General features: G+C 63.4%; 23 protein-coding genes. 8 read left to right on the forward strand and 15 right to left on the reverse strand.

Translation table 11 applies throughout. The features are described 5' to 3' along the window. Positions 1 to 29: 29 nt before the first annotated feature. The 3 genes from AAE027_RS10765 to xoxF5 form a co-directional block, all read right to left on the reverse strand. Positions 30 to 1,139: an S-(hydroxymethyl)glutathione dehydrogenase/class III alcohol dehydrogenase gene (locus tag AAE027_RS10765; protein ID WP_128945313.1), complete on the reverse strand. Its 1,110-nt coding sequence runs from the start codon at positions 1,137 to 1,139 to the stop codon at positions 30 to 32. A 60-nt stretch (positions 1,140 to 1,199) separates the two neighbouring features. Continuing rightward, positions 1,200 to 1,691, reverse strand: a complete 492-nt coding sequence (locus AAE027_RS10770) for a c-type cytochrome, methanol metabolism-related (RefSeq protein WP_091896454.1) — start codon at positions 1,689 to 1,691, stop codon at positions 1,200 to 1,202. Between the two features lie 112 nt (positions 1,692 to 1,803). Beyond that, entirely contained in the window at positions 1,804 to 3,609 is a 1,806-nt protein-coding gene (gene xoxF5 / locus AAE027_RS10775; protein WP_370987749.1) for a lanthanide-dependent methanol dehydrogenase XoxF5, read from the reverse strand. Positions 3,610 to 4,123: 514 nt separating this feature from the next. Between xoxF5 and AAE027_RS10780 the strand changes: the two genes are divergently transcribed. Further along, a complete protein-coding gene (locus AAE027_RS10780) occupies positions 4,124 to 5,092 on the forward strand; it encodes a helix-turn-helix domain-containing protein (protein WP_091896399.1) in 969 nt (322 codons plus the stop codon). Positions 5,093 to 5,722: 630 nt separating this feature from the next. Here the strand turns inward: AAE027_RS10780 and AAE027_RS10785 are convergent. Genes AAE027_RS10785 through AAE027_RS10795 form a run of 3 tightly spaced genes read right to left on the reverse strand, consistent with a single transcriptional unit; the run spans position 5,723 to position 8,681 of the window. Further along, positions 5,723 to 6,652, reverse strand: coding sequence for a substrate-binding periplasmic protein (locus AAE027_RS10785; RefSeq protein ID WP_370987750.1), 930 nt, complete (start codon positions 6,650 to 6,652; stop codon positions 5,723 to 5,725). Further along, on the reverse strand, positions 6,649 to 7,005 hold the full coding sequence (locus AAE027_RS10790) for a c-type cytochrome (protein ID WP_370987774.1): 357 nt from the start codon (positions 7,003 to 7,005) through the stop codon (positions 6,649 to 6,651). Before AAE027_RS10790 ends, AAE027_RS10785 begins: the two co-directional genes overlap by 4 nt. 11 nt (positions 7,006 to 7,016) lie before the next feature. After that, on the reverse strand, positions 7,017 to 8,681 hold the full coding sequence (locus tag AAE027_RS10795) for a methanol/ethanol family PQQ-dependent dehydrogenase (RefSeq protein ID WP_370987751.1): 1,665 nt from the start codon (positions 8,679 to 8,681) through the stop codon (positions 7,017 to 7,019). 335 nt (positions 8,682 to 9,016) lie between these two features. On the opposite strand from AAE027_RS10795, the gene AAE027_RS10800 reads away from it, so the two are divergent. The 3 genes from AAE027_RS10800 to pqqA all read left to right on the forward strand — a co-directional run bounded on the left by AAE027_RS10800 (position 9,017) and on the right by pqqA (position 10,198). Continuing rightward, positions 9,017 to 9,409, forward strand: coding sequence for an EF-hand domain-containing protein (locus tag AAE027_RS10800; protein ID WP_091896411.1), 393 nt, complete (start codon positions 9,017 to 9,019; stop codon positions 9,407 to 9,409). A 144-nt stretch (positions 9,410 to 9,553) separates the two neighbouring features. Continuing rightward, positions 9,554 to 9,889: a hypothetical protein gene (locus AAE027_RS10805; RefSeq protein WP_091896457.1), complete on the forward strand. Its 336-nt coding sequence runs from the start codon at positions 9,554 to 9,556 to the stop codon at positions 9,887 to 9,889. 228 nt (positions 9,890 to 10,117) lie between these two features. After that, positions 10,118 to 10,198: a pyrroloquinoline quinone precursor peptide PqqA gene (gene pqqA, locus AAE027_RS10810; RefSeq protein ID WP_008562446.1), complete on the forward strand. Its 81-nt coding sequence runs from the start codon at positions 10,118 to 10,120 to the stop codon at positions 10,196 to 10,198. Positions 10,199 to 10,422: 224 nt separating this feature from the next. Here pqqA and AAE027_RS10815 read toward each other — a convergent pair whose 3' ends face one another. Together AAE027_RS10815 and AAE027_RS10820 are read right to left on the reverse strand one after the other, a co-directional pair. Continuing rightward, complete coding sequence (locus AAE027_RS10815; protein ID WP_370987752.1) at positions 10,423 to 13,569, reverse strand: efflux RND transporter permease subunit; 3,147 nt, start codon at positions 13,567 to 13,569, stop codon at positions 10,423 to 10,425. After that, positions 13,562 to 14,632 (reverse strand): efflux RND transporter periplasmic adaptor subunit, encoded by a 1,071-nt coding sequence (locus AAE027_RS10820; protein ID WP_370987753.1) that lies wholly within the window; start codon positions 14,630 to 14,632, stop codon positions 13,562 to 13,564. Before AAE027_RS10820 ends, AAE027_RS10815 begins: the two co-directional genes overlap by 8 nt. A 218-nt stretch (positions 14,633 to 14,850) precedes the next feature. Between AAE027_RS10820 and AAE027_RS10825 the strand changes: the two genes are divergently transcribed. Continuing rightward, positions 14,851 to 15,060, forward strand: a complete 210-nt coding sequence (locus AAE027_RS10825; RefSeq protein WP_091896419.1) for a hypothetical protein — start codon at positions 14,851 to 14,853, stop codon at positions 15,058 to 15,060. Between the two features lie 9 nt (positions 15,061 to 15,069). Here AAE027_RS10825 and AAE027_RS10830 read toward each other — a convergent pair whose 3' ends face one another. From AAE027_RS10830 to AAE027_RS10850, 5 genes are read right to left on the reverse strand one after another with little or no spacing between them, the layout of a single operon-like run. Continuing rightward, entirely contained in the window at positions 15,070 to 15,417 is a 348-nt protein-coding gene (locus tag AAE027_RS10830) for a hypothetical protein (RefSeq protein WP_370987775.1), read from the reverse strand. 26 nt (positions 15,418 to 15,443) lie between these two features. Beyond that, on the reverse strand, positions 15,444 to 16,247 hold the full coding sequence (locus tag AAE027_RS10835) for a pentapeptide repeat-containing protein (protein WP_370987776.1): 804 nt from the start codon (positions 16,245 to 16,247) through the stop codon (positions 15,444 to 15,446). Positions 16,248 to 16,294: 47 nt separating this feature from the next. After that, positions 16,295 to 17,023 carry an ABC transporter ATP-binding protein gene (locus AAE027_RS10840; RefSeq protein ID WP_370987754.1) on the reverse strand — a complete coding sequence of 243 codons (729 nt, stop codon included), beginning with the start codon at positions 17,021 to 17,023 and terminating at the stop codon, positions 16,295 to 16,297. After that, a complete protein-coding gene (locus AAE027_RS10845; protein WP_370987755.1) occupies positions 17,013 to 17,750 on the reverse strand; it encodes an ABC transporter permease in 738 nt (245 codons plus the stop codon). The genes AAE027_RS10840 and AAE027_RS10845 overlap by 11 nt, the downstream gene beginning before the upstream one ends. Position 17,751: 1 nt before the next feature. Further along, positions 17,752 to 18,750 carry an ABC transporter substrate-binding protein gene (locus AAE027_RS10850; RefSeq protein WP_370987756.1) on the reverse strand — a complete coding sequence of 333 codons (999 nt, stop codon included), beginning with the start codon at positions 18,748 to 18,750 and terminating at the stop codon, positions 17,752 to 17,754. Between the two features lie 87 nt (positions 18,751 to 18,837). Here AAE027_RS10850 and AAE027_RS10855 point away from each other — a divergent pair, with 87 nt between their 5' ends. After that, complete coding sequence (locus AAE027_RS10855; protein ID WP_370987757.1) at positions 18,838 to 19,197, forward strand: hypothetical protein; 360 nt, start codon at positions 18,838 to 18,840, stop codon at positions 19,195 to 19,197. 179 nt (positions 19,198 to 19,376) lie between these two features. Here the strand turns inward: AAE027_RS10855 and AAE027_RS10860 are convergent, their stop codons facing one another. Together AAE027_RS10860 and AAE027_RS10865 are read right to left on the reverse strand one after the other, a co-directional pair. Then, a complete protein-coding gene (locus AAE027_RS10860) occupies positions 19,377 to 20,195 on the reverse strand; it encodes a quinoprotein dehydrogenase-associated SoxYZ-like carrier (RefSeq protein WP_370987758.1) in 819 nt (272 codons plus the stop codon). A gap of 42 nt (positions 20,196 to 20,237) precedes the next feature. Then, on the reverse strand, positions 20,238 to 21,146 hold the full coding sequence (locus AAE027_RS10865) for a quinoprotein relay system zinc metallohydrolase 2 (RefSeq protein WP_370987760.1): 909 nt from the start codon (positions 21,144 to 21,146) through the stop codon (positions 20,238 to 20,240). A 146-nt stretch (positions 21,147 to 21,292) separates the two neighbouring features. On the opposite strand from AAE027_RS10865, the gene AAE027_RS10870 reads away from it, so the two are divergent. Together AAE027_RS10870 and AAE027_RS10875 are read left to right on the forward strand one after the other, a co-directional pair. Further along, positions 21,293 to 22,177, forward strand: coding sequence for a substrate-binding domain-containing protein (locus AAE027_RS10870; RefSeq protein WP_370987761.1), 885 nt, complete (start codon positions 21,293 to 21,295; stop codon positions 22,175 to 22,177). Beyond that, complete coding sequence (locus AAE027_RS10875) at positions 22,174 to 22,731, forward strand: PQQ-dependent catabolism-associated CXXCW motif protein (RefSeq protein ID WP_370987762.1); 558 nt, start codon at positions 22,174 to 22,176, stop codon at positions 22,729 to 22,731. The genes AAE027_RS10870 and AAE027_RS10875 overlap by 4 nt, the downstream gene beginning before the upstream one ends. The last annotated feature ends 149 nt before the right edge of the window (positions 22,732 to 22,880 follow it).

The following is a 22,880-nucleotide window of genomic DNA, read 5'->3' on the forward strand; positions in this document are numbered from 1 at the left end:
CGATCCTCCTGGGGTGTGATGGCAGTGAGCTAGAACACGACGACGGAACGGATGGATTTGCCCTCGTGCATGAGGTCAAAACCCTTGTTGATCTCTTCGAGCTTGAGCGTGTGGGTGATCATCGGATCGATCTGGATCTTTCCGTTCATGTACCAATCGACGATCTTCGGCACGTCGGTGCGGCCGCGCGCGCCGCCGAACGCGGTGCCACGCCAATTGCGTCCCGTAACGAGCTGGAACGGCCGTGTGGCGATTTCCTTGCCGGCTTCGGCGACGCCGATGATGATCGAGGTGCCCCAGCCGCGATGGCAGGCTTCCAGTGCCTGGCGCATCACCGTGGTGTTGCCGGTGCAGTCGAAGGTGTAATCGGCGCCACCGTCGGTGAGGCCGACGAGGTGCTGGACGACGTCGCCGGTGACCTTCTTCGGGTTGACGAAGTGAGTCATGCCGAAGCGGCGGCCCCAATCTTCCTTGGAATCGTTGATGTCGACACCGACGATCTTGTCGGCGCCGGCCATCTTGGCGCCCTGGATCACGTTGAGGCCGATACCGCCGAGGCCGAACACGACGACGTTAGAGCCCGGCTCGACCTTCGCAGTGTTGACGACGGCGCCGACGCCGGTGGTCACGCCGCAGCCGATGTAGCAGCTCTTGTCGAACGGCGCGTCCTCGCGGATCTTGGCGACAGCGATCTCCGGCAGCACGGTGAAGTTCGAGAAGGTCGAGCAGCCCATGTAATGGTAGATCGGCTTGCCTTTGTAGGAGAAGCGGCTGGTGCCGTCGGGCATCACGCCCTTGCCCTGCGTCGCGCGGATCGCGGTGCAGAGATTGGTCTTCTGGCTGAGGCAGCTTTTGCACTGCCGGCATTCCGGCGTGTAGAGCGGAATGACGTGGTCGCCCGGTTTCACCGAGGTCACGCCGGGACCGATCTCGCGGATGATGCCGGCGCCCTCATGGCCCAGGATCGACGGGAAGATTCCTTCGCTGTCGAAGCCGTCGAGCGTATAGGCGTCGGTATGGCAGATGCCCGTGGCCTTGATCTCGACCAGGACTTCGCCGGCCTTCGGTCCTTCCAGGTCGACCTCGACGATCTCGAGCGGCTTCTTGGCTTCGAAAGCAACGGCTGCACGTGTCTTCATCGTAAACTCCTCAAATCTTCGTAGGACGCCAGGACGTCGTCTCGGCGATCCTGGCAACGTTCATTTCTTGCCCATGCAGGCGTCTTCCGCCTTGGTGTAGGCTTCTGTCTTCTCCTCCTTCTTGGAGGGACGCTGCCGGCCCCACGCGTCAGTGGAGCGGGCGCGCAGATAGACATAGAGATCGTCCATGTAGCAGGCGACGTTCGGGTTGTCGCCGAAGGCCGGCATGACGTTCTCCTGCGCGGTCGAGATGTTCTTGCGACCGGAGGCGATCACGCCGATAAAGTCGCCATAGCTCATCGATTTGACGGAATCCTTCAGCGCCGGTGCGTAGGTCGATCCCATGCCGTCGGGGCCGTGGCACACATGGCAGTCTGAGTGATAGCGGCGGTATCCGGAATAGGTGAACCAGTCCACGGTGCCGTCGGCCGAAATCTTGTAGGTCGGGTTTCCTTCCTTATCGAGCCACTTCCCGTCGTCTTCCTTCTTCACCGCGGTCGGGTCTCCCGGACCGTCCGCGACCGCAACTCCTCCGGACGCAACGAAGATTATCACAGCAATGGCAGAGCAGATTTTACGCAAGAGATTTTTCCTCGAAGGCGTTCGGTGGAGACGAGCCGGCGCGTGGAGTTGATCCACGCGCCGGAGCGATGCTGAGCGGGGCCTAGTTCGGCAGCGAGAACACGGTCAGCGTACCGCCGAGCGCCGTGTAGTTGCTGAGGGCCGCGTAGCCACCGACGGCGCCGAGACCGGCGGTCGGATCGGTCAGACCTGCTGCCAGACCGATGCCGGCCCAGCCACCCACGCCGGAGAGCACGGCAACGTACTGCTTGCCATTGTTCTCATAGGTGGTGACGTTGCCGATGATGCCGGAGGGAGTCTTGAACTTGTAGAGCTCCTTGCCGGACTTGGCATCGACTGCCTTCAGGTAGCCTTCGAGCGTGCCGTAGAACACCACGCCGCCGGCGGTTGCGAGCGCACCCGACCAGACCGAGAACTGCTCCTTGTTCGACCAGACGATCTTGCCGGTCTTGCCGTCCCAGGCGATGAAGTTGCCCATGTGGCTTTCACCCTGCGGCGGATACATCGAGAGCGTCGCACCCACATAGGGCTGGCCCGCGGTGTAGCTCACCTTGAACGGTTCGTAGTCCATGCAGACGTGGTTGGTCGGAACGTAGAACAGCTGCGTGTCGGGCGAGTAGGCTGCCGGCTGCTCGTCCTTGGTGCCGAGCGCGGCCGGGCAGATGCCCTTCACGTTGACGTCCTCGCCCGCCTTGTCGGTCGAAGCTGCGTCAAGCACCTTCGGACGGCCGTAGGTCGGCGAGCTCTTGTTCATGTCGACGCCGGAGGTCCAGTTCACCTTCGGATCGTACTTTTCGGCGACCAGGAGTTCGCCATTCTCACGGTCGAGGGTGTAGGCGAGGCCGTTGCGGTCGAAATGGGTCAGGAGCTTGCGGGGCTGCCCATTGATCTGCTGATCCGTGAGGATCATCTCGTTGACGCCGTCATAGTCCCACTCGTCATGGGGCGTCATCTGGTAGACCCACTTGGCCATACCGGTGTCCGCGTCGCGCGCGAAAATGGTCATCGACCATTTGTTGTCACCGGGACGCTGCTTCGGATTCCAGGTCGAGGGGTTGCCCGACCCGTAATAGACCATGTTCAGAGCGGGATCGTAGGAGATCCAGCCCCAGGTGCAGCCGCCGCCGATCTTCCACTGATCGCCCTGCCAGGTCTTCAAGCTGGAGTCAGCTCCGACCGGCTTGCCGAGCGACGTCGTCTTGGCCGGATCGAGCTTGATCTGATCATCCGGACCTTCGGAATAGGCGCGCCAGACTTGCTTGCCGCTCTTGAGATCGTAAGCGGTGACGTGGCACTGCACGCCGAATTCGCCGCCGGAGATGCCGACCAGGACCTTGTCCTTGACGACCAGCGCGGCCGACGTACCGGTCTCGCCCTTCGCAGGATTGCCGTTGGTCGCCGACCAGGCCACTTGGCCGGTCTTGGCGTCGAGCGCGACGAGGTTGGTGTCGGCCTGATGCAGGATGATCTTGCCGTCGCCGTAAGACAGGCCGCGGTTGACCGTGTCGCAGCACATCACCGGGATGACGTTCGGATCCTGCTTCGGCTCGTACTTCCAGATGATCTTGTTCTCGTTGGAAAGGTCAATAGCGTAGACCTTGTTCGGGAACGGCGTGTGGACGTACATCACGTTGCCGATGATCAGCGGGCCGCCTTCGTGACCACGCAGCACGCCGGTCGAGAAGGTCCAGGCGACCTGGAGCTTGCCGACGTTTTGTGCATTGATCTGGTTCAGCTTGGAATAGCGGGTATTGGCGTAATCGCCCGCCGGCATCACCCAGTCTTTCGGGTTCTGCGACATCTTGATCAGCTCGTCATTAGCTGAGGCGCTGCCGACGGCGAGAGCCGCCGCGGAGCCAAGATAGGTCGCCAGTAGCACCTTGCGCATAGTTAATTCCTCCGTTGGTCGTTTATTGTTTCCGAAGCATTGCTTAATCACCGGGCTTCTCGTCCGGCGTCTGCTCGTGCAGGGCGGTCACGATCGAGACCAGAAACGATGCTGTGCTGTTTCCTCCTCCTGATGAGAGCCACGGGTCCGTGTGTGCAGGAGCGGCCCGTTCTTGTTGTTCCTGCCGCAATCCCTAACGACTTCGTCAACGGGAAACTTGCCCAAGAGAGAAGCCGGTTTGCTCGACAGCGCACGGGCACGAAGATTTTGATTTTGCAGTAGCGAATTCAGCGATTTCCGCGCCGGCTTGCACGGCGGTCCGCGCCTATGTTCCCCTTGACGGCGCTGCAACTAAGGCGGAGGATTAAGTTTCAAAGGTGGCAGTGGAACGGAGGCGCAAGTTCCAAAAGATCGCCTAAGTTTGAGGTAAACGTCACGCAATCACGGCTGAGGGCTCCAGCAGCGCTGGTCGCGATTCGCGTCGAATCTCCGGATCAAACCAGTGGCTGGATCAATGTCCGACACAATTCACACGCTCTCGACGACCGGGCTGACGCCGAAGCGGCAGATCCAGAGCTGGATCGATGGTCTGACGAGCCTGTGCGGCTATTTCGACGTCGATCCGCTGGAGGCCTCCTCGCTCGAAGGTCGCATCGACTACACCACCGTTTCGCGCCTGAAGCTCTGCCAGATCGAGGTCAGCCAGCACCGCATCGCGCACACGATGGCGCGCGCCAAGGCCAACGAACATCCCTACATCAAGATTCACTTCCAGACCTACGGCGTGTCCTATTTCGAACAAGAGGGCCGCCACATCGAACTCAACCCTGGCGACATCATCGCCTATGACGTCTCCTGCCCGCATTCGATCATCAGCCCCGCCTTCACCCGCCACGACGTGGTGATCGTGCCGAAGGCGCTGCTGCGCGACCGCGGCTTCCCCTCGCAGCGGATGCCGGCGTGCAAATTGTCGGCGAAGACCGGGACGGGGCGGATCGCCCATGATTTCGTCCACGCCACCTTCGACGAGGCGGCGAAGCTGTCGGCGAACAGCGCGGTCGGCGTGGCCGATTCGCTGATCGACCTCTTGCTGCTGCCGCTGCGCGAGGCCGACACGATGTTCGACCGTGTCGGACCGGAAGCGATGTATGTGCGCGCGCAGTTCTTCATCCGCGAGCATCTGCGCGATCCGGATCTGTGCATCGATCAGATCTCGACCGAGCTCGGCTGCTCCAAGCGCTATCTGCACATGCTGTTCTCGGAGCGCGGCACCACGGTGAGCGATTACATCTGGCAGGCGCGCCTGCAGAACTGCCGCCAGGAGCTCGAGGCCCACGCCGGCAAGACCATCACCGACGTCGCGTTCTCCTGGGGCTTCTCCAGCTCATCGCATTTCAGCCGCGTGTTCCGGAAATATTTTGGCGTGGTGCCGTCCTCGATCCACAAGGCGCAGCAGGGCACCGCGAGCTCGAACGAGCATTAGAGCATGATCCGGAAAAGTGTGCAGCGGTTTTCCGAAAAGATCATGCTCAAACAATAACCTCAAGCGCGACGACGACTCGTCCTAATCCCATCTCGCTTTAGGCTTGTCGCGCTGCGGCCGGTCGCCGACGACGTTGTGCCGGCCGCGTGGCGTCGGCTGCGACGCCTGTCACGCCGACATGGCGATATAGGGAAGGCTGGCCAAGAGAGCGGCAAGCAAGCGCGACCGCGCCTTCTCCCGGTTCAAGCCGGCTCGAGGCCGAGCGACTTCGCGCTCTCGATCCAGACCGGCAATTCGCGCTGATACAGCGCATTGGTTTCCTTGGTACTGCATCAAGCCGTCACTGCCATGGCCGACGGGCGAGACAGATTGGCGCATTGGAGGGAGGTTGTCCTGTTCGGCTCATCCGGGCGGCCGCGCTTTCCGCATGTCGGGAGCCTCCTAAGCCAGCGAGCCGATTTTGGCGCGCATTCGCCGCACGCTCGCTGTCATGCCCCGCGAAGGCGGGGCATCCAGTACGCTGCGGCCTTTCGGTTCAATCGCAACCGCCTCTGGGATACTGGATCGCCCGCCTTCGCGGGCGATGACAATGGAGCGCGTGGCGGCGCCATCGCTCTTCGCGACCAACTCTCACCGCTGAATGATCTTCATCCAGACGTCGCCGAGGATCGCAGGCTCGCGCGGCGGCAGATAGGTGAGGCCGGCCTGCTCGCCGAATTCGGCGATCTTGCCTTCGGCGGCAAGCTGGCCGAGCGCCGTGTTGACGGCCTCGATCAGCGCGGGATCGCTGGCAAGCCCGACATAGCCGCGATTGGCGCCGATCGGATAATAGTAGCCGGACGCGGTGATCGCCGTATCGGGGTGCGCGGCGCGATGGGCATCGAAGCGCGCAAGATCGATCAGCGTCGCGTCATGGTCGCCGCGCTGGAGCGCGCCGAGGAGGTCGTCGCGGCCGGGCACGAGATGGGTGATGTTGTCGATCAGGCGGCCCTTGTCGAAGGTCATCAGGATGGCATCGCCGAGCGAGCCGCTTTCGATGACGAGGTGAAGGCCGGCGAGATCGCCAATGTCGCCGATCTTGCGGCCCTTCGCCTTCGGCCCGAGCACCACCGTCATCGGCGAATAGACGTAGGGCTGGCTCGGCGTGAGCACGCCGAGCGCGACGCGGCGCCGCCGGTCCTCGCGCGTGGCGCCGGCGAAATCCGGCAGGCGCGCCGTTTTCATGCCGGGCTTGACGAGCGAATCCTGCGTCAGCGCGTAGCCGCCGACCAACGCGCAGCGCCCGTCCGAGAGCAGCGCATTGGCCTCGAGCTGTGGGCTGGAATCCTCATCGAGCTTGCTCTCGAACCACTGGATCGTCAGGGGCCGTCGCAGGCGCTCGGCGACCGCCTGCGCCAGCAGCACGTCGAAGCCCGCATCCGGCTTGCCCTTTTGATGCACCGAGAGCGGCGGCCGGCCTTCATCAAGACAGATCCTCAGCGGATCATCGGCCGCGTGCGCAACCGTAGGCGCCGCCGCGAGGATCGCGGCAACGCTCCACGCGGCGAGCCAACGCCTCATGGCTTCCTCCGGCTGGAGATGAAGGCCCAGAGGTCCCCGATCTGGTCGTCGTTGAGGATGTCGCCCCAGGGCGGCATCTTGTTGTTCTTGCCGTTCTTCACCGTGGTGATGAAGCGCGTCTTGTCGTCGGGGATCGCGCGCAGGTCCGGCGTGATGGTGCCGGAGTTCATCAGGTTGGGGCCGTGGCAGTGCGAGCACTTTTCGGCATAGGTCGACTTGCCGTGGTCGATCTGTGCCTGCAGAGGATTGCCGGTTGCGTCGTCCGCGGCACGAACGGTCGCCACAAACGCGACCGTCAGCACCGCGACGGCGGCGAAGATCGCCGCCGTCTTGTGAGATATCTCCTTCAGCATCGTGCCTGTGGTCACTGCTTGACTGCAAAGACCCACAGCGAGCCGCCGGGCGGCACCTTGGCCAGTCGTTCGTCACCGGAGAACAGCGAGTAGACGCCGCCATAGCCGCTCGTCACTGCGACATATTGCACGCCGTCCTGCTGCCAGGTGACCGGCTGTCCCTCGATGCCGGAGCCGGTCTGGAACTGCCAGAGTTTCTTGCCGCTGTCGGCATCGAAGGCCTCGAACTCGCCGGTCAGCGCGCCCGTGAACACGACGCCGCCTGCGGTCGACAGCACGCCGGAGAAGCGCGGGATGTCGACGGGGGCCTCCCACTTCGCCTTGCCAGTCAAGGGATCGATCGCCTTGAGATGGCCGCGCGGGCCGTCTCCGTACTCCCAGAGGTCGGTCAGGTCCATGCCGAGATACCATTCACCCTGCTTGAAGGTGACGGGCTCGGTCTTGTACCTGCCGCCGAAGGCGAGCGTGTTGGCATAGGCCAGGCCGGTCTGCGGATTGAACGACATCGGCTCCCAGTTCTTGCCGCCGAGGATCGACGGATAGACGGTGACCTTCTTGCCCTCGCGCGCGTCCTTCGAAACGTCGGTCTCGATCGGACGTCCGGTCTTCATGTCGATGCTGGTCGCCCAGTTGACCTTCACGTATGGGTTGGCCGCGAGCAGCTTACCGTTGGTGCGGTCGAGCACGTAGAAGAAGCCGTTGCGGTTGGCGTCCATCAGCACCTTGGTCGGCTTGCCCTCGACGTTCATGTCGGCGAGCACCATCTCGGCCACGCTGTCATAATCGAACGGATTGTTCGGCGAGAACTGGTAGTGCCACTTGATCTTGCCGGTCTTTGGATCCATTGCCAGCACGGAGCAGGTGTAGAGATTGTCGCCGGGTCGCACCGCCGAGTTGAACGGGCCGGGATTGCCGATGCCCCAGTAGACCGTGTTCAGCTCGGGATCGTAGGACCCGGTGATCCAGGTCGAGCCGCCGCCGAGTTTCCAGGTGTCGCCCTTCCAGGTGTCGCCACCGGGCTCGTCCGGCGAGGGGATCGAATGGGTGCGCCAGAGATGCTTGCCCGTCGCCGGATCCCAGCCGTCGATGAAGCCGCGCGTGCCGAATTCGGCGCCGGAGATGCCGGTGATGACGACGCCGTCGGCGACCAGCGGGGCCACCGTCATCGAATACCCTTCCTTGATGTCGGCGGCCTTCTGCCGCCACAGCTCCTTGCCGGTCTTGGCGTCCAGGGCGATCACGTTGGCGTCCAGCGTGGTGCGGTATACCTTGCCGTCGTAGAGCGCGGCGCCGCGATTGATGATGCCGCAGCAGACGATGCGCGGCGTCTCGGCGGGATACTCGACCTTGGTTTTCCAGATCTGCTTGCCGGTCTTGGCGTCCACCGCCATGGTCGCATTGTGCGAGGTCACGTAGATCACGCCCTGGTACACCAGCGGCTGCGATTCCTCGCTGCGATCGTCGTTGAAAGAGTAGTTCCAGACCGGGACGAGGTTCTTGACGGTGTCCTTGTTGATCTGGTTCAGCGTCGAGAAACGCTGGAGATTGTAGCCCATCCCGTAATTGAGAACGTTCGATGTATCGGTCGCGCCCTTGACCAGTTGCTCGGTGGTCTGTGCGCTTGCACAAGTCGATGCAAGCATGACGAGGCTCGCGGCCATCGCAAAGCGTTTCATCCGTTCCTCCCAATATGCGCGTCTTTTGACGCTGCGGGAACAACACTCCGCCCGAATGCAAAACGCGTCAATACGAAAGTCGCGAGTGCGACGCCAACATGTTGAATGCCAGAGGCCAGTCACCTGACGGAAACCTGACAGCCCGCTCTCACTTGTGCGCAGACGCTGGAGAAATTCCGCGACGCGAAGCGGTCCGACGGAGGCGACTAGGCTGACGCCGCGGGGTTCCGTAAGTCTGGCGCGCGCAGGTTGTAATTTTCGACTTGAACCGGGGCTTGATTGTGGACTTATGTCAGTTTCGTGCTCGCTCAAATCGAGGTTGGCAGGAGGTTTCAATGAGGTCACGTCGCTCAATTACGCTTGCGCTCACGGTTGCATTGCTGTCCGGTCCGGCCCTTGCGGCATCCGGCAACGCGGTCAAGATGTTCGACACCGACAATGACGGCACGCTCGATCTCGCCGAGGTGAAGAAGGCGGCCAGCGCATTATTCGCCAAGCTCGACCCCGATCATGACGGCACGCTCGATGCACGCGAGTTGCGCGGGCGGTTGTCGGCGAAAGAGCTCGCCGCCGCCGATCCCGATCGTGACGGGACTCTTACGCTCGACGAATACCTGTCCGTGGTGGAGAAGCGCTTCAATGCGGCCAATCCGGACAAGGATGGCACGCTCGATGCAAAAGAGCTGAACTCGCGGGCCGGCCGCGCGCTGCTGCGGCTGCTGCGCTGAGCGCGTGCCCCTGGAACGGACGTGGCGGCGGCGGCATTGCGATTAATTCCGCCCCGACACTCGGAACATCGGGCTGCCGGGCCTGTTCTCCCCGAAATGGCCTGCCTGGCGTTGTGGGGCTGCGCGGCGGGAGGAGAGGAGATCATGCAGATGAACACCAAACGATCCGTTCTTGCTGCCTGCGCGATCCTGACGTTGAGCGCCGGTGTCGCCGTCGCGGGCCCCTGCAAAACCGGCAGTGCAGCCACTGACAAGGATGCCGGGTCTGGCCCGGTCACCGTGGGCTCGGCGCAATCCCATCCATCGAGTTCGGCGAGCGACACCAGTCAGCATCCGCCGACCAGCACGATGAATCGTGCGAGCGGCGAAACGCCGGCTTCATCCGAGGATGCGCAGCGGCAGATGCAGAGTGAACCGACGGCTGCTCAGCAGGCCGAAGGCGCCAAGCCGAATCCGGCAATGGCCGACAAGGACTGCTGACGACGTGGCGCTGGTCGTGTCGATTCGAGGCGCGGTGTGTCGCGCAAGGTGATGTCCTCCAGGTCTGTGCTTGACCAAGAGGGAACTGGCTTTGCCCGAGAGAGAAATGCGGCCGCGAAGAATCGACACAGACGCGTTCGGCATTCGAATCGGCGCTTGAACTATAGGGGACCGAGCCCTAGGTTTTGCCCCGCGCGATGTCGCGCTCAATACCTTGGGAGACCCCGAATGGCTTGGAAAGCTCCGAAGATCGTAGAAGTGCCGGTCGGCATGGAAATCAACATGTACGCCTGCGCTTCGCGCAAGTAAGACTGACGACCTGCCGCGGCTTCGATGGCAAACGCCGTCGAAGCCGTGGCAGTGTCGGGCCGCCACTCTCGCGGCTTTCTGCTTATTCAGCGCAATTCAATGCGCTCCTCCTCTTCATGAGAGTTCATCAAGGCCGCCGCGGTGGACGTCGGGCCACAGTGACGGTCGGGGACGCTGCTTGGTCAGTGTTGTTTCCGCTTTCGCAGCGAACGTGATCTAGACCGTCACGCGCCTTGCGTGCGCTCGGAGCGCGTTTTGAAACGTGCATATCGAAGCGCAAGGGTGGGCAGAACCAGCAGACTAAGTGCCATCGAGGTCATGAGCCCCCCGAGGATGACGATCGCCATCGGGCCCTCTATTTCACGCCCCGGTTCTCCTGCGCCGAGTGCGAGCGGCAGCAATCCCAGACCAGTCACAAGAGACGTCATCAGGATCGGGACGAGACGGTCGGCAGCGCCCTCGATCGCGGTATCGGGTCCCCACACGCGACCGTCGACGAGGACGAGGTGCTCGTAATGCGAGATCATAAGGATGGAATTGCGCAGCGTGATTCCGAACAACGTGACGAAGCCGACCATCGATCCGAGCGAAAGCAGACCACCGGTTACCGCTAGTGCGAACACGCCACCGACAAACGCAAACGGCAGGTTGATCATCACCAGCAACAGATTTCGCAAATGGCCGGTCACCATCGCGAGCAGCGCGAAAATACCCGTCGCAGCCAGCAAGGAGTTGACGATGAGATCGCGGCGCGACCGGGCTTGTGCCTCGGCCGCTCCTGCAAATTCGACATGCGCACCGGGCGGCAGTGCGACCTCGCGGGCCAGCTTGCGCTTGGCGGCGGCCACGAAAGATTCGAGATCGCGCCCGCTTACGTTCGCCGTTACGGTCTGAACCCGCTGTGCATTCTGATGCTGGATCTGATAGCGGCCCGAGGTTTCGTAGACGTCGGCGATTTGCTTCAGCAGAATGTAAGCCCCGCTCGGCGTGCGCACCGGCAGGTCACCGATCTGAGTGAGCCGGGCGCGGGCATGCTGGTCGAGGATAACGACAACGTTGAAGACGGCATTGCCTTCGTATCCCTGGCCGACGATGTCACCCTGATAGCCGGTGCGGATCAGCTCGAGCACTTCGACGGCATCGAGGCCCCAGCGCTGCAGATCGGTCGGGCGGAGCGTCACATTAAGCTGCGGCATCCCTGGCGGGGATCGTTGCTGCACATCGATCGCACCCGCGACTTCGTCGAGCTCTCGGGCGACGTCGCGCGCAGCGCTCTCAAGTGAATCGAGATCGGGCCCGTAGATGTTGATGACCACCGCCGCGGTGAAGCCGGAGACGGTCTCCTCCACGCGCTCCGTCAAGTAGGTCTTGCTCGAGAAAGAAACTCCGGGGAAGTCGGCCAAAGCGGCCCTGATGTGCGCTTCTGTCGCCGATTGCTCTTGACCCGAGAGCCCCGGCTGCAGGTCGACTTCGAACTCGCTGGAATGCGGACCCACCGTGTCGATGCCGGCCTCAGCTCGGCCTGCATGCTGCGCCACCCTGCGTACGCCTGGGATACGTCGGAGCGTGTCCGTCATCAGTTTCCCGATGCGAAGCGATTCGTCGAGCGAGGTGCCGGGGATCGCAGAGACGTGCAGAATCAGATGGCCTTCCCGCAGATCCGGAAGGAAGGTCCCGCCGAAGAAAGGCAGCATCGCTGCACCGGCGATCGTCAGAACCGCGGCCGCCGTCATCACGAGTTTCGGGAAACGCCCGATATGACGTAGCAAGGCTTGATAGTGGCGACGGGACCACCGCACCGTAGGCGGTTCTTGCAGGCGTTGTCCGCCGGTCGTCCCGACGAGTAGCAGCATAGAGAGCGCGGGGGTCACCGTAAGGGCGACCGCGAGCGAGGCTAGCACCGCGAGGATGTAGGCGATAGCCAAGGGGCCGAACAGACGGCCGGCAATGCCGGAGAGCGCCAGGATCGGAAAGAAGACCAGCAGCACCGCAAAGGTCGCATAGGCTACAGCCGTGCGTACCTCAAGGAAGGCTTCGAGCACGACGCGAGCTTCGGATCTGGGCGCGGTTGCCCGGCGATTTTCGCGCAATCGGCGTACGACGTTTTCAACGCCGATCACGGCGTCATCGACGACCTCGCCGATGGCGATCGCAAGGCCGCCCAGCGTCATCGTGTTGAGGGTTTCGCCCATCCATTGGAGGGCGAGCACGGCCGCTATCAACGATAGGGGGATAGCGGTGCAACTGATGATCGAGGTGCGCCAGTCGAACAAAAATAGGAACAGAACGACGATCACGAGCGCCCCGCCTATCAACAGGGCGTACAGCACGTTCTCCGTCGCCGTGTCGATGAAGTTGGCAGGGCGAAATATGTCCGCATGGAGCTGAACCCCATCGGCTTCGAGTCCCGGTCGCAGTCCTTGCAGCGCGGCTTCTGCTCGCGTGGTGACCTCTCGCGTGTTCGCTCCGTATTGCTGGCTGACCATGAGCATGATGCCGGGGACACCGTCGATGAGGGCGGCCCCGATTGGCGGCTCGGGAGCGGTCACGACCGTTGCAACGTCGCCGAGAACCACGCTCGCGCCGCCTTCGTGCAGGAGAACGGTGCGGGCAAGCTGGTCGGGCGTCAAAGATTGCCCATGGGTTTGCAGCGTGATGCGCTGATTGGTCGTATCGATAAAGCCGGCGCCCCGTATGCCGGTCGCCTTGCGCGCTGCGGCCAAGACGTCATTCAGGCCGACCCGGAATCGGATCAAGTCGTCCGGACGGACTTGCACCTGCAGAGATCTGACGTCTTTGCCGTAAGTGGATACTTGCGCCACGCCCGGTACGGCCAGGAGCCGTCTCGCCACGGTCCAGTCCGCGATGGTGCGCAAATCCATCAGCGAGAGTTGGTCGGAGGTCAGGCCGATGACCAGCACCGTACCGGCTAGCGGGGTCAATGGTGTCATCGACGGCGGCTGCACGCCTTGCGGCAGCCGCGCGGCCACGGCCGCGAGACGTTCCGTCACCAATTGGCGCGCCCGGTAGATGTCGCTGCCCGGCTGGAAGATGACCGTCACCACGGAGAGGCCCTGGATCGACGACGATCGCAAACTTTCGACGCCGGCCAAGCCGTTGATCGACGTTTCGATCGGTTGGGTGACCAGAATTTCGACCTGCTCCGGACTGAGCCCGGGAGCTTCCGTCTGGATCGTGATCTGTGGCGGCGCGAATTCAGGGAAGACCCCGTATTTGGCTTCGCCGAGGGCGAACAGGCCATAGCCCAGCAGCGCACATGCAAGAGCGAGCACGATGCCGCGGAAGCGGATGGCGAACGCGACAAGAGCGGCTTGCGGCCCAGGCCTGTTGGAGCCGATGCCGTCAGTCATTGTCACCGCCGCCCCGAAGCTCGCTCCTGGCCTCCTCGGACAACAGGACCTGCGCGCCCCGGACCACGATTTCGGAACCCGATGGGATGTCTCGGACGACGTAGTCGTCATCCGAGACGGGTTGATCCGTGCTGATCGGATGACGTCGGAAGCTATCGGAGTTCACGCGCAGGTAGACCCATGATCGACCCTGCCATCGGACGATCGCGGTATCTTCAACGAAGACTCCCTCGTAAGTGTTGCCTGACGGCACGTAAACGATGGTGTTCATGCCGGGCAGCAGACCGCTGTCGCCAGGCGCGGAGAAGAAATAGCTCAATCCCTGGATACGGGGATCTGTGCGCGTTGCCGGGGAGATATACTGGAGATCGATGTTCGCGTTTCGCGTCGGGGCCTGCGCGAGAGCCGTTCCCGGAGTCCCAATGACAGTCATGCCGGACGGCAGCGTCACCTGAACGAGAAACTGATCGCGTTCGATCAGCCTGACAACTCCGGGCGAGCGCTCGATGATTCCCCGGCCGATCACCGGCCCCCATTCCTGCTGCGCCGTGGCCGCGAGAGTCCTGAGCTGCGACTCCGCAGCGGCGAGCGCGGCCTTATCGGTCCGCAACGTTCCCTCTGCGGTCTCGGCCTCCTTCTTCGGGAGCGCTGCGGATTCGACGAGATTCTTCGTTCGCTCGAATGCGCTTTTGGCGACTTCGAGCTTGGCCTGCGCCGTCTGGAGTTGAGCCTGAGCATTGGCGTAGCTGTTCGTGAGCTCCGTAATGCGGGAGATATCCAGCACCGCGCCATATGCGCGGAATTGCTCAGGATGCGGAGCAGTTTCGGCAACTGCGGTTTCGAGTCCGATCTGTCCCTGTTGGCTGCGCGTAAGCTTGACTACCGCCTGATCGCTGTTTGCGGTGCGGGAGGGCTCGGTACGGCCCGAATTCGCGCCGTCCGGCTGCGCCGGCTCCGCAACGGCTCGTCGGCCTTGACCAGAGATGGCCAAGGTGCCGGTGCTGAACGCCAGCAGGCACAGAGTTACCGCGACGCCGCGCCAAGAGGTTTCCGTGAAAGCCATCAGCCTGTTAGCAATTGTGGGGAACCAGCTTATTGACGAAATCAAGTGGCGACAAGGCGCCGTTTGACCTTAGCCAGCATAGGCAAAGGTCGGGGCACTTTCACGAGAGGCCGCAGTTGCCAGGTTCCCGGTTCTACTCGCACGGAATTGAAACTTCCGTCTGCTGTGGACGTAGCCTTTGTGCTACTTCTTGATCGCGGAGGCGAGAGGATCCCGGCATGAACCCGATCGACCTGGTGGTGACTGTGTGTGCGGTGCTCTCGCCTGCGACCTGCGAGGAGCAGCATCTGGTGTTCAACTATTCCGGGTCGCCGCGGCAATGCGCGATGGCCGCGCCGCCCTATATCGCGCAATGGGTCGGCGAACATCCGAAGTGGCAGGCGGTGCGGTGGCGCTGCGAATACCCGCACACGCATGACAAGGCGTGAGCGGCGGCGCTACTTGGTGCAATCCTTCAAATCCTTATCGGCGATTGAGAACACCGCGTCGGCCCTGATCTCGATGCCGCGGACGATGCACTGCCGGCCATTGGGATAGCTCACCCTGGCGTCGTAATGGCCTGGCTCGATGCCGGTGATGCGCAGCCGCTCGTCGTGGTCGACCTCCTTGTCCTTGTCGTTCAAGCATTGGTTCGGACCCCAGTCGGTCCTGCCGGCGGGAGCGAGCTGGAAGCCGGAGATCGTCTCAGTCGTCAGATTCCAGAGCCGGATGCCCTTGCCCTTGGCCTGCGCGGCGGCTTCGCCGGCAAGCGTCAACAACGCGATCAAAGCTAGAACCCAACGCATCAGCCAGTCCTCCCAAAGGCGGGCCGTCATTCCCTGATCAGGCGCTCGCGGTTCTTTGCCTTGTCGAAATTTTTGGCGCGGTCAAGGCCGTTCGGTGCGATCAGCTTCGCCGACACGAGATCGGCGCCGTCGAAATCGGCGTCGATGAAGGTGGCGCCGGTCAGATCGGCTCCGCCGAGTTCGGCGTTTTTCAGTGATGCGCCGCTCAGGTCGGCGCCCCTCAGGGCCGCGAATTGGAGGTCGACGCGCGACAAATCGGCGTTGCGCGCGTTCAGCCGTTCCAGGTTGGCGGATCTGAGCACCGCGCGCATCAGCCCCATCGACTGGTTGCGCATGTCGGCGCCAAGCTTCGCGTCCGCGATTGAGGCGCCGACCATGCTTGCGCCGGTGAGATCCGCAGCGATGCGTGCTCCCGACAGGTTCGCGCCGTCGAGACGCGCGCGGGCCATTTGCGATGCGAACAGATTGGCGCCCTTCAGGCTTGCGCCGGTAAGATCCGCGTCCAGCAGCCACGCCTGATCGAGGATTGCACGGTCGAGCTTGGCGTCTCGAAGTATTGTCTTGTTGAGCCGCGCGGCGCGGAGAACCGCGTTGGACAGGTCCAGCCCCGAGAGATCGAGGCCCGACAGGCGTTTGCCGGTGAAATCGGCAGGCTGCGCGGCGCTCGCTTTGGCCAGCACGGCCTCGACCTCTGGCCTGGTCATTTCGGCCGAGACCATCGCGGGGGAGGTGAGGTCGACGTCACGCATCATGTCCTGCGCGCCCGCCGTCATCGTGACGAGTGCAAGACCAAGCGTTGCAAGCGTTGAGAGGGCGACCGTCCGCGTCATCATCAACTCCGCCGCCGGCCAATCTAGCACATCCGCCAAGCGACCGGCTATGAGATATCTCGCTCGGCGCGGTCGCCTTGAGTTCGTTGGGCGAGGCCGGCCTTGATCGCCGCAATCTCGGCTTCGCCGCGAGTGTCGCGCGGGATGTCGATAGGTACCTCTGCCACAATCCGCGTTGGCCGGGCCGACAGGAAGAACAGCCGATCGCCCAGGTGCACTGCATCGTCCAGGCTGTGTGTCACCAAAAGCGTCATCACTGGCCGGCTCGCGACGAGCGTCGCAATCTCATCCCGCAGGCGTCCAGCGAGAGCGTCATCGAGCGATGCCAGCGGCTCGTCAAGCACCAAAATATCCGGCTCGACGGCAAAGGCGCGGGCCAGCGCGACGCGCCGGGCAAGCCCCAGCGACAATTCGCCGGGGAAATGGCTGCGATGTGCCTCCAGCTCTAGGATTTTGAACAGCTCCGACAGCTTGGCGTCGCTGACATCGGGTGCAGCGAGCCGCACATTCTGCTCGACCGAACGCCACGGCAGCAGCCGCGGCTCCTGGAATACCATGCCGATCCGCGCCTGCGGCGGCCGTTCGATCCGCCCCTGAAACTCGTGATCGAGCCCCAGGATGATGCGCAGCATCGTGCTCTTGCCACAGCCGGAGGGGCCGATCAGCACACCGACCTCGCCGGATTCAAGCGTGAACTTGACCGGCGCCAGCACCTCGTGCGTTCCGCCGGCGGCACTTTTGAACGTCTTGCCTGTGATCTCGACCTCAAGCCGCACGGGGCCGCCACCGTGTTGCGCGGGCTTCGAACGGCTGCACCAGCAAGGTTTCGATGACGAGCACGACGGCGGCGAAGGTCAGCGAATAGGCGAGCAGCCGCGGCGTGTCGAACAGCTGGAAGGCGACGCCGATCTCGAAGCCGACGCCGTTCGGACGTCCCAACAGCTCGGCAACCAGCACGATCTTCCATACCAGCGACAATCCGGTGCGCGCAGAGGCTGCGATATAGGGCGCAAGCTGCGGCAGCACGACGTGGCGGAAGGCGCGCCAGCGCGGCATCGCGAACACGCTCGCCATCTCGTCGAGCGAGCGGTCGAGCGCGCGGGCGCCCTCGCGCAAGGTGACGATGGCGGTCGGCAGCTTGTTGATGGCGATTGCCGCGATCGCGGCGGCCTCGGTGAGGCCAGCCCAGATATAGGCCAGCACGATCACGACCAAGGCGGGTAAATTGAGCAGCAGGATCAGCCAGGGATCGCCGAGCCGGTCGGCTAGCTTCACCCGTCCCATCAGATAGCCGATGGCGCTGCCGAGCGACATCGCCAGCACGAAGGCGAGGGTGACGCGCGCCAGCGTGGCGCCGAGATGCAGGAACAACGCGCCGCTCGCGGCCTCCGCGATCATGACCTGGAGCACGGCGGGCGGGGATGGCAGCTTTGCGCCGCCGGCGAACAGCGCGGCGATCCACCAGATTGCGAGAAACAGGACAAACGAGAGAAGACGCAGCACCTCAGTCTCCGGGGACCGCGTGATAGAAGGTGCCGGGATCGAGCTCGGTCGCCGGCCCGACGAGGTCGCGGCCACCGATCTCGGCGAGCACGCGGTAGAGCACGCGCGCATCCGCCTCCTCGTCGGCGATGCTCCGGCGCGGGATGCCTTCGCGATAGCGGTCGCGATAGGTCTTGAGCATGGCCGGATCGGTGGTGCCGGTAAGCGGTGCGATCTTGTCCCAGGCCGCGTCCGAGGTCACCAGCAGCTCTTTGGCCTTCCGGGTCATCGCGATGAATCGCGCCACGGCATCACGATGGCTTGCCGCCCAGTTCTCTTCGAAGACATAACCGACCGCGGCGACCGCGCCCTTGGCACCGAGCTTTGGCAGGATGTCCTCGATGCCGGCGAGGCGGCGAAATCCCTTGGCCTCGAGCTGCGCGCAGAAATTCCAGAAGTTGAGGCTTGCATCCATCTCGCCGTCGAGCGCCTTGGCGGCGATCAGGGGCGGGGCGCCATAGACGATCGTCGCCGCAGACTTCAGGTCGATGCCGTCCTGCTTCATGCGGGCCTGGAGCATCAGCCAGCTCTTGTCGATTGCTCCGCCGGCGACGGCGAGCTTGCGTCCCCTGAGGTCGGCGAGCGTCTTGATTGGAGAAGCCGCAGGCACCATCACCGCGCCGAGCGCGCTGGAATAGGGATAGAAGGTGAGCTTGGCGCCGAGCGCGCGCTCGCGCGACACCCACAGCCAGTCCGACAGGATGATGTCAGCGCTGCCTGCGCGCATCGCGATCTTGCCGGCCTCGGTACTCGCGAGCTCGCTGACTTCCAGCGACAAATCGGCCTCCTTGTCCAGACCGTTCGCGCGGATCGCGGCCAGCTCCCAGGAGAATGTTCCGGTTTTCTGCACCGCAAGGCGGATGGTCTCCGCGGAGCGGGCGGGTGCGGCTAGGGTCAACGCCAGCGTCACCGCGAGCGCCAATGTTCGACCAAGTACCTTTATCGCACCAAGTGCTCTCATCACCTTGTGAGCCGTTTCCTCTGACGGAGTGCTTTTCAGGACAATACGCATAGCATAGCTTTGGTCGCAACCATCGGGAGGATGCGCATGAAACTGGCGGGACGGCTACGACCGATTGTCGCCGCATTGGCGGTATTGGCGGCGACCGCATGCGGGGCGCGGGCCGAGGACGCCAATGATTATCCGACGTCGGCACGCGCTGAGTACGTCTATGGCTGCATGAAGGCCAATGGCGAGACGCGGTCCACGATCGAGCAATGTTCCTGCTCGATCGACGTGGTCGCCTCGATCGTGCCCTATGCGCGCTACGTCACCGCGGAGACCGCGCTCAGCATGTCCCAGGTGCGCGGTAATCTCGGCGTCCAGTTCCGCACCTCGGAGCAGGCAAATGCGGCGGTGAATGATTTGAGGCGCGCACAGGCCGAAGCCGAGGTGCGGTGTTTCTAGTGTAGCGGCACAGACGGTGTCATCCTTCTCCCCTTGTGGGAGAAGGTGGCGCGAAGCGCCGGATGAGGGGTATCTCTCCTCTTGCTCAGACGTTGAGAGTTGCGCTCGCGGAGAGAGACCCCTCACCCGCCTCGCTTCGCGAGGCACCCTCTCCCACGGGGGGAGAGGGTAAGAAATCTTCACGTCCCCGGCTTCTCCACGTCCCACTCATTGCGGAACACGTGCCCATCAGTGTCCTTTGCCTCGGCGCGAAAGCGCTTGGCGCCGTTGGAGACATAGGTGAAGCGCAGATTGGGATCTTCCGAGATCGAGATACCGCCTTCCATCGACAGCACGGGGCTGTCGTCCTGCGTCAGCTTGAGCTGGTTGATGAAGAAGGCCGGGAGATAGAGCTGCGTGACCTGGTCCATCTGCAGGCCGGAATTGTTGGGATGGCCGATCATGATCTGCGCCTCGCGCACGCGGCTCGCCGGCGCCTCCTCGCGTGCGAATTGCCGGTAGCGCATCTGGCCGAGCCGGTTCCTGGCTTCCTCGATGTTCTTGCCCGCCGGCGCCGAGCAGCCGCCGGAGGCCTTCACATAGACCTTCGAGACATAGAGCTGGCCGTCGCTGAGCTCGGCCACCGCATGCACGTCGGTGTAGTTGTTGACGCGCACGCGCGTCGAGATTTCCGTGACATTGGCATCCGGCCCGAGCTCGAATTTGGCGGCCATCGGCGCCGGGTTGCGGTCGATCACCAGCGTGATCGAACGGATGCGGCGCGCATCGCCGGGCGACAGTTTGCTGCGCAGGGTCACCGGCACGATGGCTGCGTCCTCGGCGCGATAGGGCATCTCGATGCCGATGACGGTGCTGCCGTCGTTCATCGGACGGCTATTGAAGATGTCCTGCACCAGGCCCGGCCAGGGATCATAGGCCTCTTCCGCCTGCGCCGGCACGGCGAAGGCGATGCCGAGCAGTACGGCGGTCAAGGTCAGGCGGCGAGTGCATGCCATCATGGTCACGGTCCTGCGGGCGTTTCGCCCATCGTAGCGCGCCCGCTACTCCCATTCAATTTCCGAGAATGCTGCGGTTGCGTTGCGGGCATTGTACTCCTCGAACAACTCCCAGCGCGGCCGTTCCGACGCGGCGGCCTTGTCGGCGGCGGTTCGGATCGGTTCGCCCTTCTTGTTCAGAGCGCGGACATCGGACAGCAGCGTCGACAGGTAGCGTCGCTCATCGGTCAGTGCAGCAGGCCAGTCGCTCACGGGGCCGTGACCGGGAACGACGCGCAGCGCCGGAATGGCCTCCAATCCCTTCAGCGTGTCGAGCCAGCCGCGGACGCTGCCGTCCATGACCGGAATGTGGCGGAGAAAGATGAGATCGCCCGCGAACAAAGTTTTGGTCGTCTCATCGAACACGGTCAAATCGGCGTCGCTGTGCCCTGCCGGCCAGGCGCGCAAGATCAGTCGGCGCGACCCGAGATCGAGGGTCGTCATGTCCGAAACGAGCAGGGTAGGGGCAATGATCTTCACGGGATCAATCAGCTCACTGCCCATGATGCGGCGGAAATTGTCGAGATAGAAAGGCCCGCGCGCCGCGAGCGCCTGCGGAAGCTTGCTATGGCCGACGAAGGTGGTGGTTCCGGCGGCAAAGGCGGCATTGCCGAAAACATGATCGGGATGGCCGTGGGTGTTGATGACGTAGCGGATCGGCTTGGGCGTCTTCGCCCGCACGGCGGCCAGCAGCGCCTCGCCTTCGCGGTAGCTGCCGCCGGTATCGATCACAGCCACCGCGTCATCGCCCACGATGAAGCCGACATTGGCGATGTCGCCCTCGTTCGCGCGGGTCATCAGGGCGATGGTCCCGGAGTGTACGAAGATTCCCGGCGCGACTTCGCTCACAGGCAATTCGGATGCCTCGGCGCGTGCTAACGTGACGATCCCCGCCAGGGATAGGGCTGCGATCATTGAAGCGACGTAAGACACTTTTCCGCCTCAGTTCAGAGGGTTTGCTGCATTGCGCTGCAGCAAAGCAAAGCCAACACCAAGCTGGCAAAAGTTGGCGCGTCATGCGTTGCATGGATAGCATTCAAACAAAACGAGGAGGAAGCGCGATGACGGAGGCCGGACGACATCGTCGCTGGTTGTTTTCACTGTGGGTCCTGATGGCATCCTGCGCGTTCGGCGATGCTGCGATCGCGCAGACCAACGACACCGGCGACCTCTCCTTCGAATTGGTGGACCCGAAGGTGCTGCGCGTCTGCGCCGATCCGCGCAATCTGCCGTTCTCCAACGAGAGGGGCGAGGGGTTCGAGAACAAGCTCGCCGAGTTCTTGGCGGACAAGCTCCAGAAGAAACTCGACTACGTGTTCTTCCCGCAGGCCACCGGCTTCGTGCGCATGACGCTGGGTGCGCATCGTTGCGACGTCATCATGGGCTTCCCGCAAGGCGACGACCTCGTGCAGGGCACCAATCCCTATTACCGCACGACCTATGCGCTGGTCGTCAAAGCCGGCAGCGGGCTTGAGGACGTCGATACGCTGGAAGACGCGCGCCTGAAAGGCAAGCATGTCGGCATCGTCGCTGGCACGCCGCCGGCGACCAACATGGCGATCGCCGGTCTGATGGGCGATGCAAAGCCCTATCCGCTGATGATCGACACCCGCTTCGACAATTCGGCGCAGGCCATGATCGACGATCTTGCCGCCGGCAAGATCGACGCCGGCGTGCTGTGGGGCCCGATGGCTGGCTACTATGCGAAGAAGGCCGGCTCTTCGCTCCACGTTACGCCACTGGTGAAGGAGACCACCGGGCCGAAGCTGGTCTATCGCATCGGCATGGGCGTGCGTTCCGCCGACCAGAACTGGAAGCGGCAGCTGAACAAGTTGATCCAGGAGAACCAGGGCGAGATCAACAAGATCCTGATCGACTTCGGCGTCCCGCTGCTCGACGAGAGCGATCGGCCGCTCGGCGCGGAGACGGTCAAGAAGACGCCATGAAGCGGCATCTTGCCGTTGCGCTGCTCGCCGCTGTTCTGGCAGGGCCGGCATCGGCGCAGCAGCAGGAGCCGTTCGAGCCCGAGGGATATCGCACCGACAATTACCGCGCGCCGGTGCCGGCGACGCTTGTGGGCGCGCGTGTGTTGACGACGGCGGAAGCCGAGGCGATCTGGCGCGCGAAGAGCGGTGCGTTCGTCGACGTGATGCCGCGCCCGCCGAAACCGAAGAACCTTCCTGCCGGCACCGTGTGGCGCGATGCGCCGCGCAGGAACATTCCGGGGAGCCTGTGGCTGCCGGACACCGGCTACGGCGCGTTGCCGCCCGCCATGGACGATTATCTCCAGCGCGGCCTCGCGCTTGCATCGCACGGCGACAAGGCCGCGCTGCTCGTGATCTATTGCCTGGCCGATTGCTGGATGTCCTGGAACACCGCCAAGCGCGCGATGGCGTACGGCTATTCCAACATCGCCTGGTACCCTGACGGCACCGACGGCTGGGAGAGCGCAAAGCTCCCGACCGAGGAAGCGCAGCCCGAGCCGCGCCCAGAGCAGTAACGATTGGCCGAGGTGCGCTGCCTCGCCGCGCTTAGGTTAGCGTGAGGGGAGCCTCCGCGATCACGCTGTCAGCAATAGACACAGCGCTCCCCCTTCGTCATTGCGAGCCAACGGGTCCGCGCGAAGCGCGGCCCGATGACAGGCTCCGC

The sequence above is a fragment of the Bradyrhizobium sp. DN3 genome (assembly GCF_041357655.1).
Classification (GTDB): domain Bacteria; phylum Pseudomonadota; class Alphaproteobacteria; order Rhizobiales; family Xanthobacteraceae; genus Bradyrhizobium.

Excerpts from the sequence above, each read along its gene's own strand:
- AAE027_RS10875 (WP_370987762.1), top strand. The coding sequence starts at position 22,174 with ATGAAGCGGCATCTTGCCGTTGCGCTGCTCGCCGCTGTTCTGGCAGGG.
- pqqA (WP_008562446.1), top strand. The coding sequence starts at position 10,118 with ATGGCTTGGAAAGCTCCGAAGATCGTAGAAGTGCCGGTCGGCATGGAA.
- AAE027_RS10765 (WP_128945313.1), bottom strand. The coding sequence starts at position 1,139 with ATGAAGACACGTGCAGCCGTTGCTTTCGAAGCCAAGAAGCCGCTCGAG.
- AAE027_RS10850 (WP_370987756.1), bottom strand. The coding sequence starts at position 18,750 with ATGAGAGCACTTGGTGCGATAAAGGTACTTGGTCGAACATTGGCGCTC.
- AAE027_RS10795 (WP_370987751.1), bottom strand. The coding sequence starts at position 8,681 with ATGAAACGCTTTGCGATGGCCGCGAGCCTCGTCATGCTTGCATCGACT.
- AAE027_RS10830 (WP_370987775.1), bottom strand. The coding sequence starts at position 15,417 with ATGCGTTGGGTTCTAGCTTTGATCGCGTTGTTGACGCTTGCCGGCGAA.
- xoxF5 (WP_370987749.1), bottom strand. The coding sequence starts at position 3,609 with ATGCGCAAGGTGCTACTGGCGACCTATCTTGGCTCCGCGGCGGCTCTC.
- AAE027_RS10860 (WP_370987758.1), bottom strand. The coding sequence starts at position 20,195 with ATGATGGCATGCACTCGCCGCCTGACCTTGACCGCCGTACTGCTCGGC.
- AAE027_RS10805 (WP_091896457.1), top strand. The coding sequence starts at position 9,554 with ATGCAGATGAACACCAAACGATCCGTTCTTGCTGCCTGCGCGATCCTG.
- AAE027_RS10865 (WP_370987760.1), bottom strand. The coding sequence starts at position 21,146 with ATGATCGCAGCCCTATCCCTGGCGGGGATCGTCACGTTAGCACGCGCC.
- AAE027_RS10780 (WP_091896399.1), top strand. The coding sequence starts at position 4,124 with ATGTCCGACACAATTCACACGCTCTCGACGACCGGGCTGACGCCGAAG.
- AAE027_RS10870 (WP_370987761.1), top strand. The coding sequence starts at position 21,293 with ATGACGGAGGCCGGACGACATCGTCGCTGGTTGTTTTCACTGTGGGTC.
- AAE027_RS10855 (WP_370987757.1), top strand. The coding sequence starts at position 18,838 with ATGAAACTGGCGGGACGGCTACGACCGATTGTCGCCGCATTGGCGGTA.
- AAE027_RS10820 (WP_370987753.1), bottom strand. The coding sequence starts at position 14,632 with ATGGCTTTCACGGAAACCTCTTGGCGCGGCGTCGCGGTAACTCTGTGC.
- AAE027_RS10800 (WP_091896411.1), top strand. The coding sequence starts at position 9,017 with ATGAGGTCACGTCGCTCAATTACGCTTGCGCTCACGGTTGCATTGCTG.
- AAE027_RS10815 (WP_370987752.1), bottom strand. The coding sequence starts at position 13,569 with ATGACTGACGGCATCGGCTCCAACAGGCCTGGGCCGCAAGCCGCTCTT.
- AAE027_RS10835 (WP_370987776.1), bottom strand. The coding sequence starts at position 16,247 with ATGACGCGGACGGTCGCCCTCTCAACGCTTGCAACGCTTGGTCTTGCA.
- AAE027_RS10790 (WP_370987774.1), bottom strand. The coding sequence starts at position 7,005 with ATGCTGAAGGAGATATCTCACAAGACGGCGGCGATCTTCGCCGCCGTC.
- AAE027_RS10785 (WP_370987750.1), bottom strand. The coding sequence starts at position 6,652 with ATGAGGCGTTGGCTCGCCGCGTGGAGCGTTGCCGCGATCCTCGCGGCG.
- AAE027_RS10825 (WP_091896419.1), top strand. The coding sequence starts at position 14,851 with ATGAACCCGATCGACCTGGTGGTGACTGTGTGTGCGGTGCTCTCGCCT.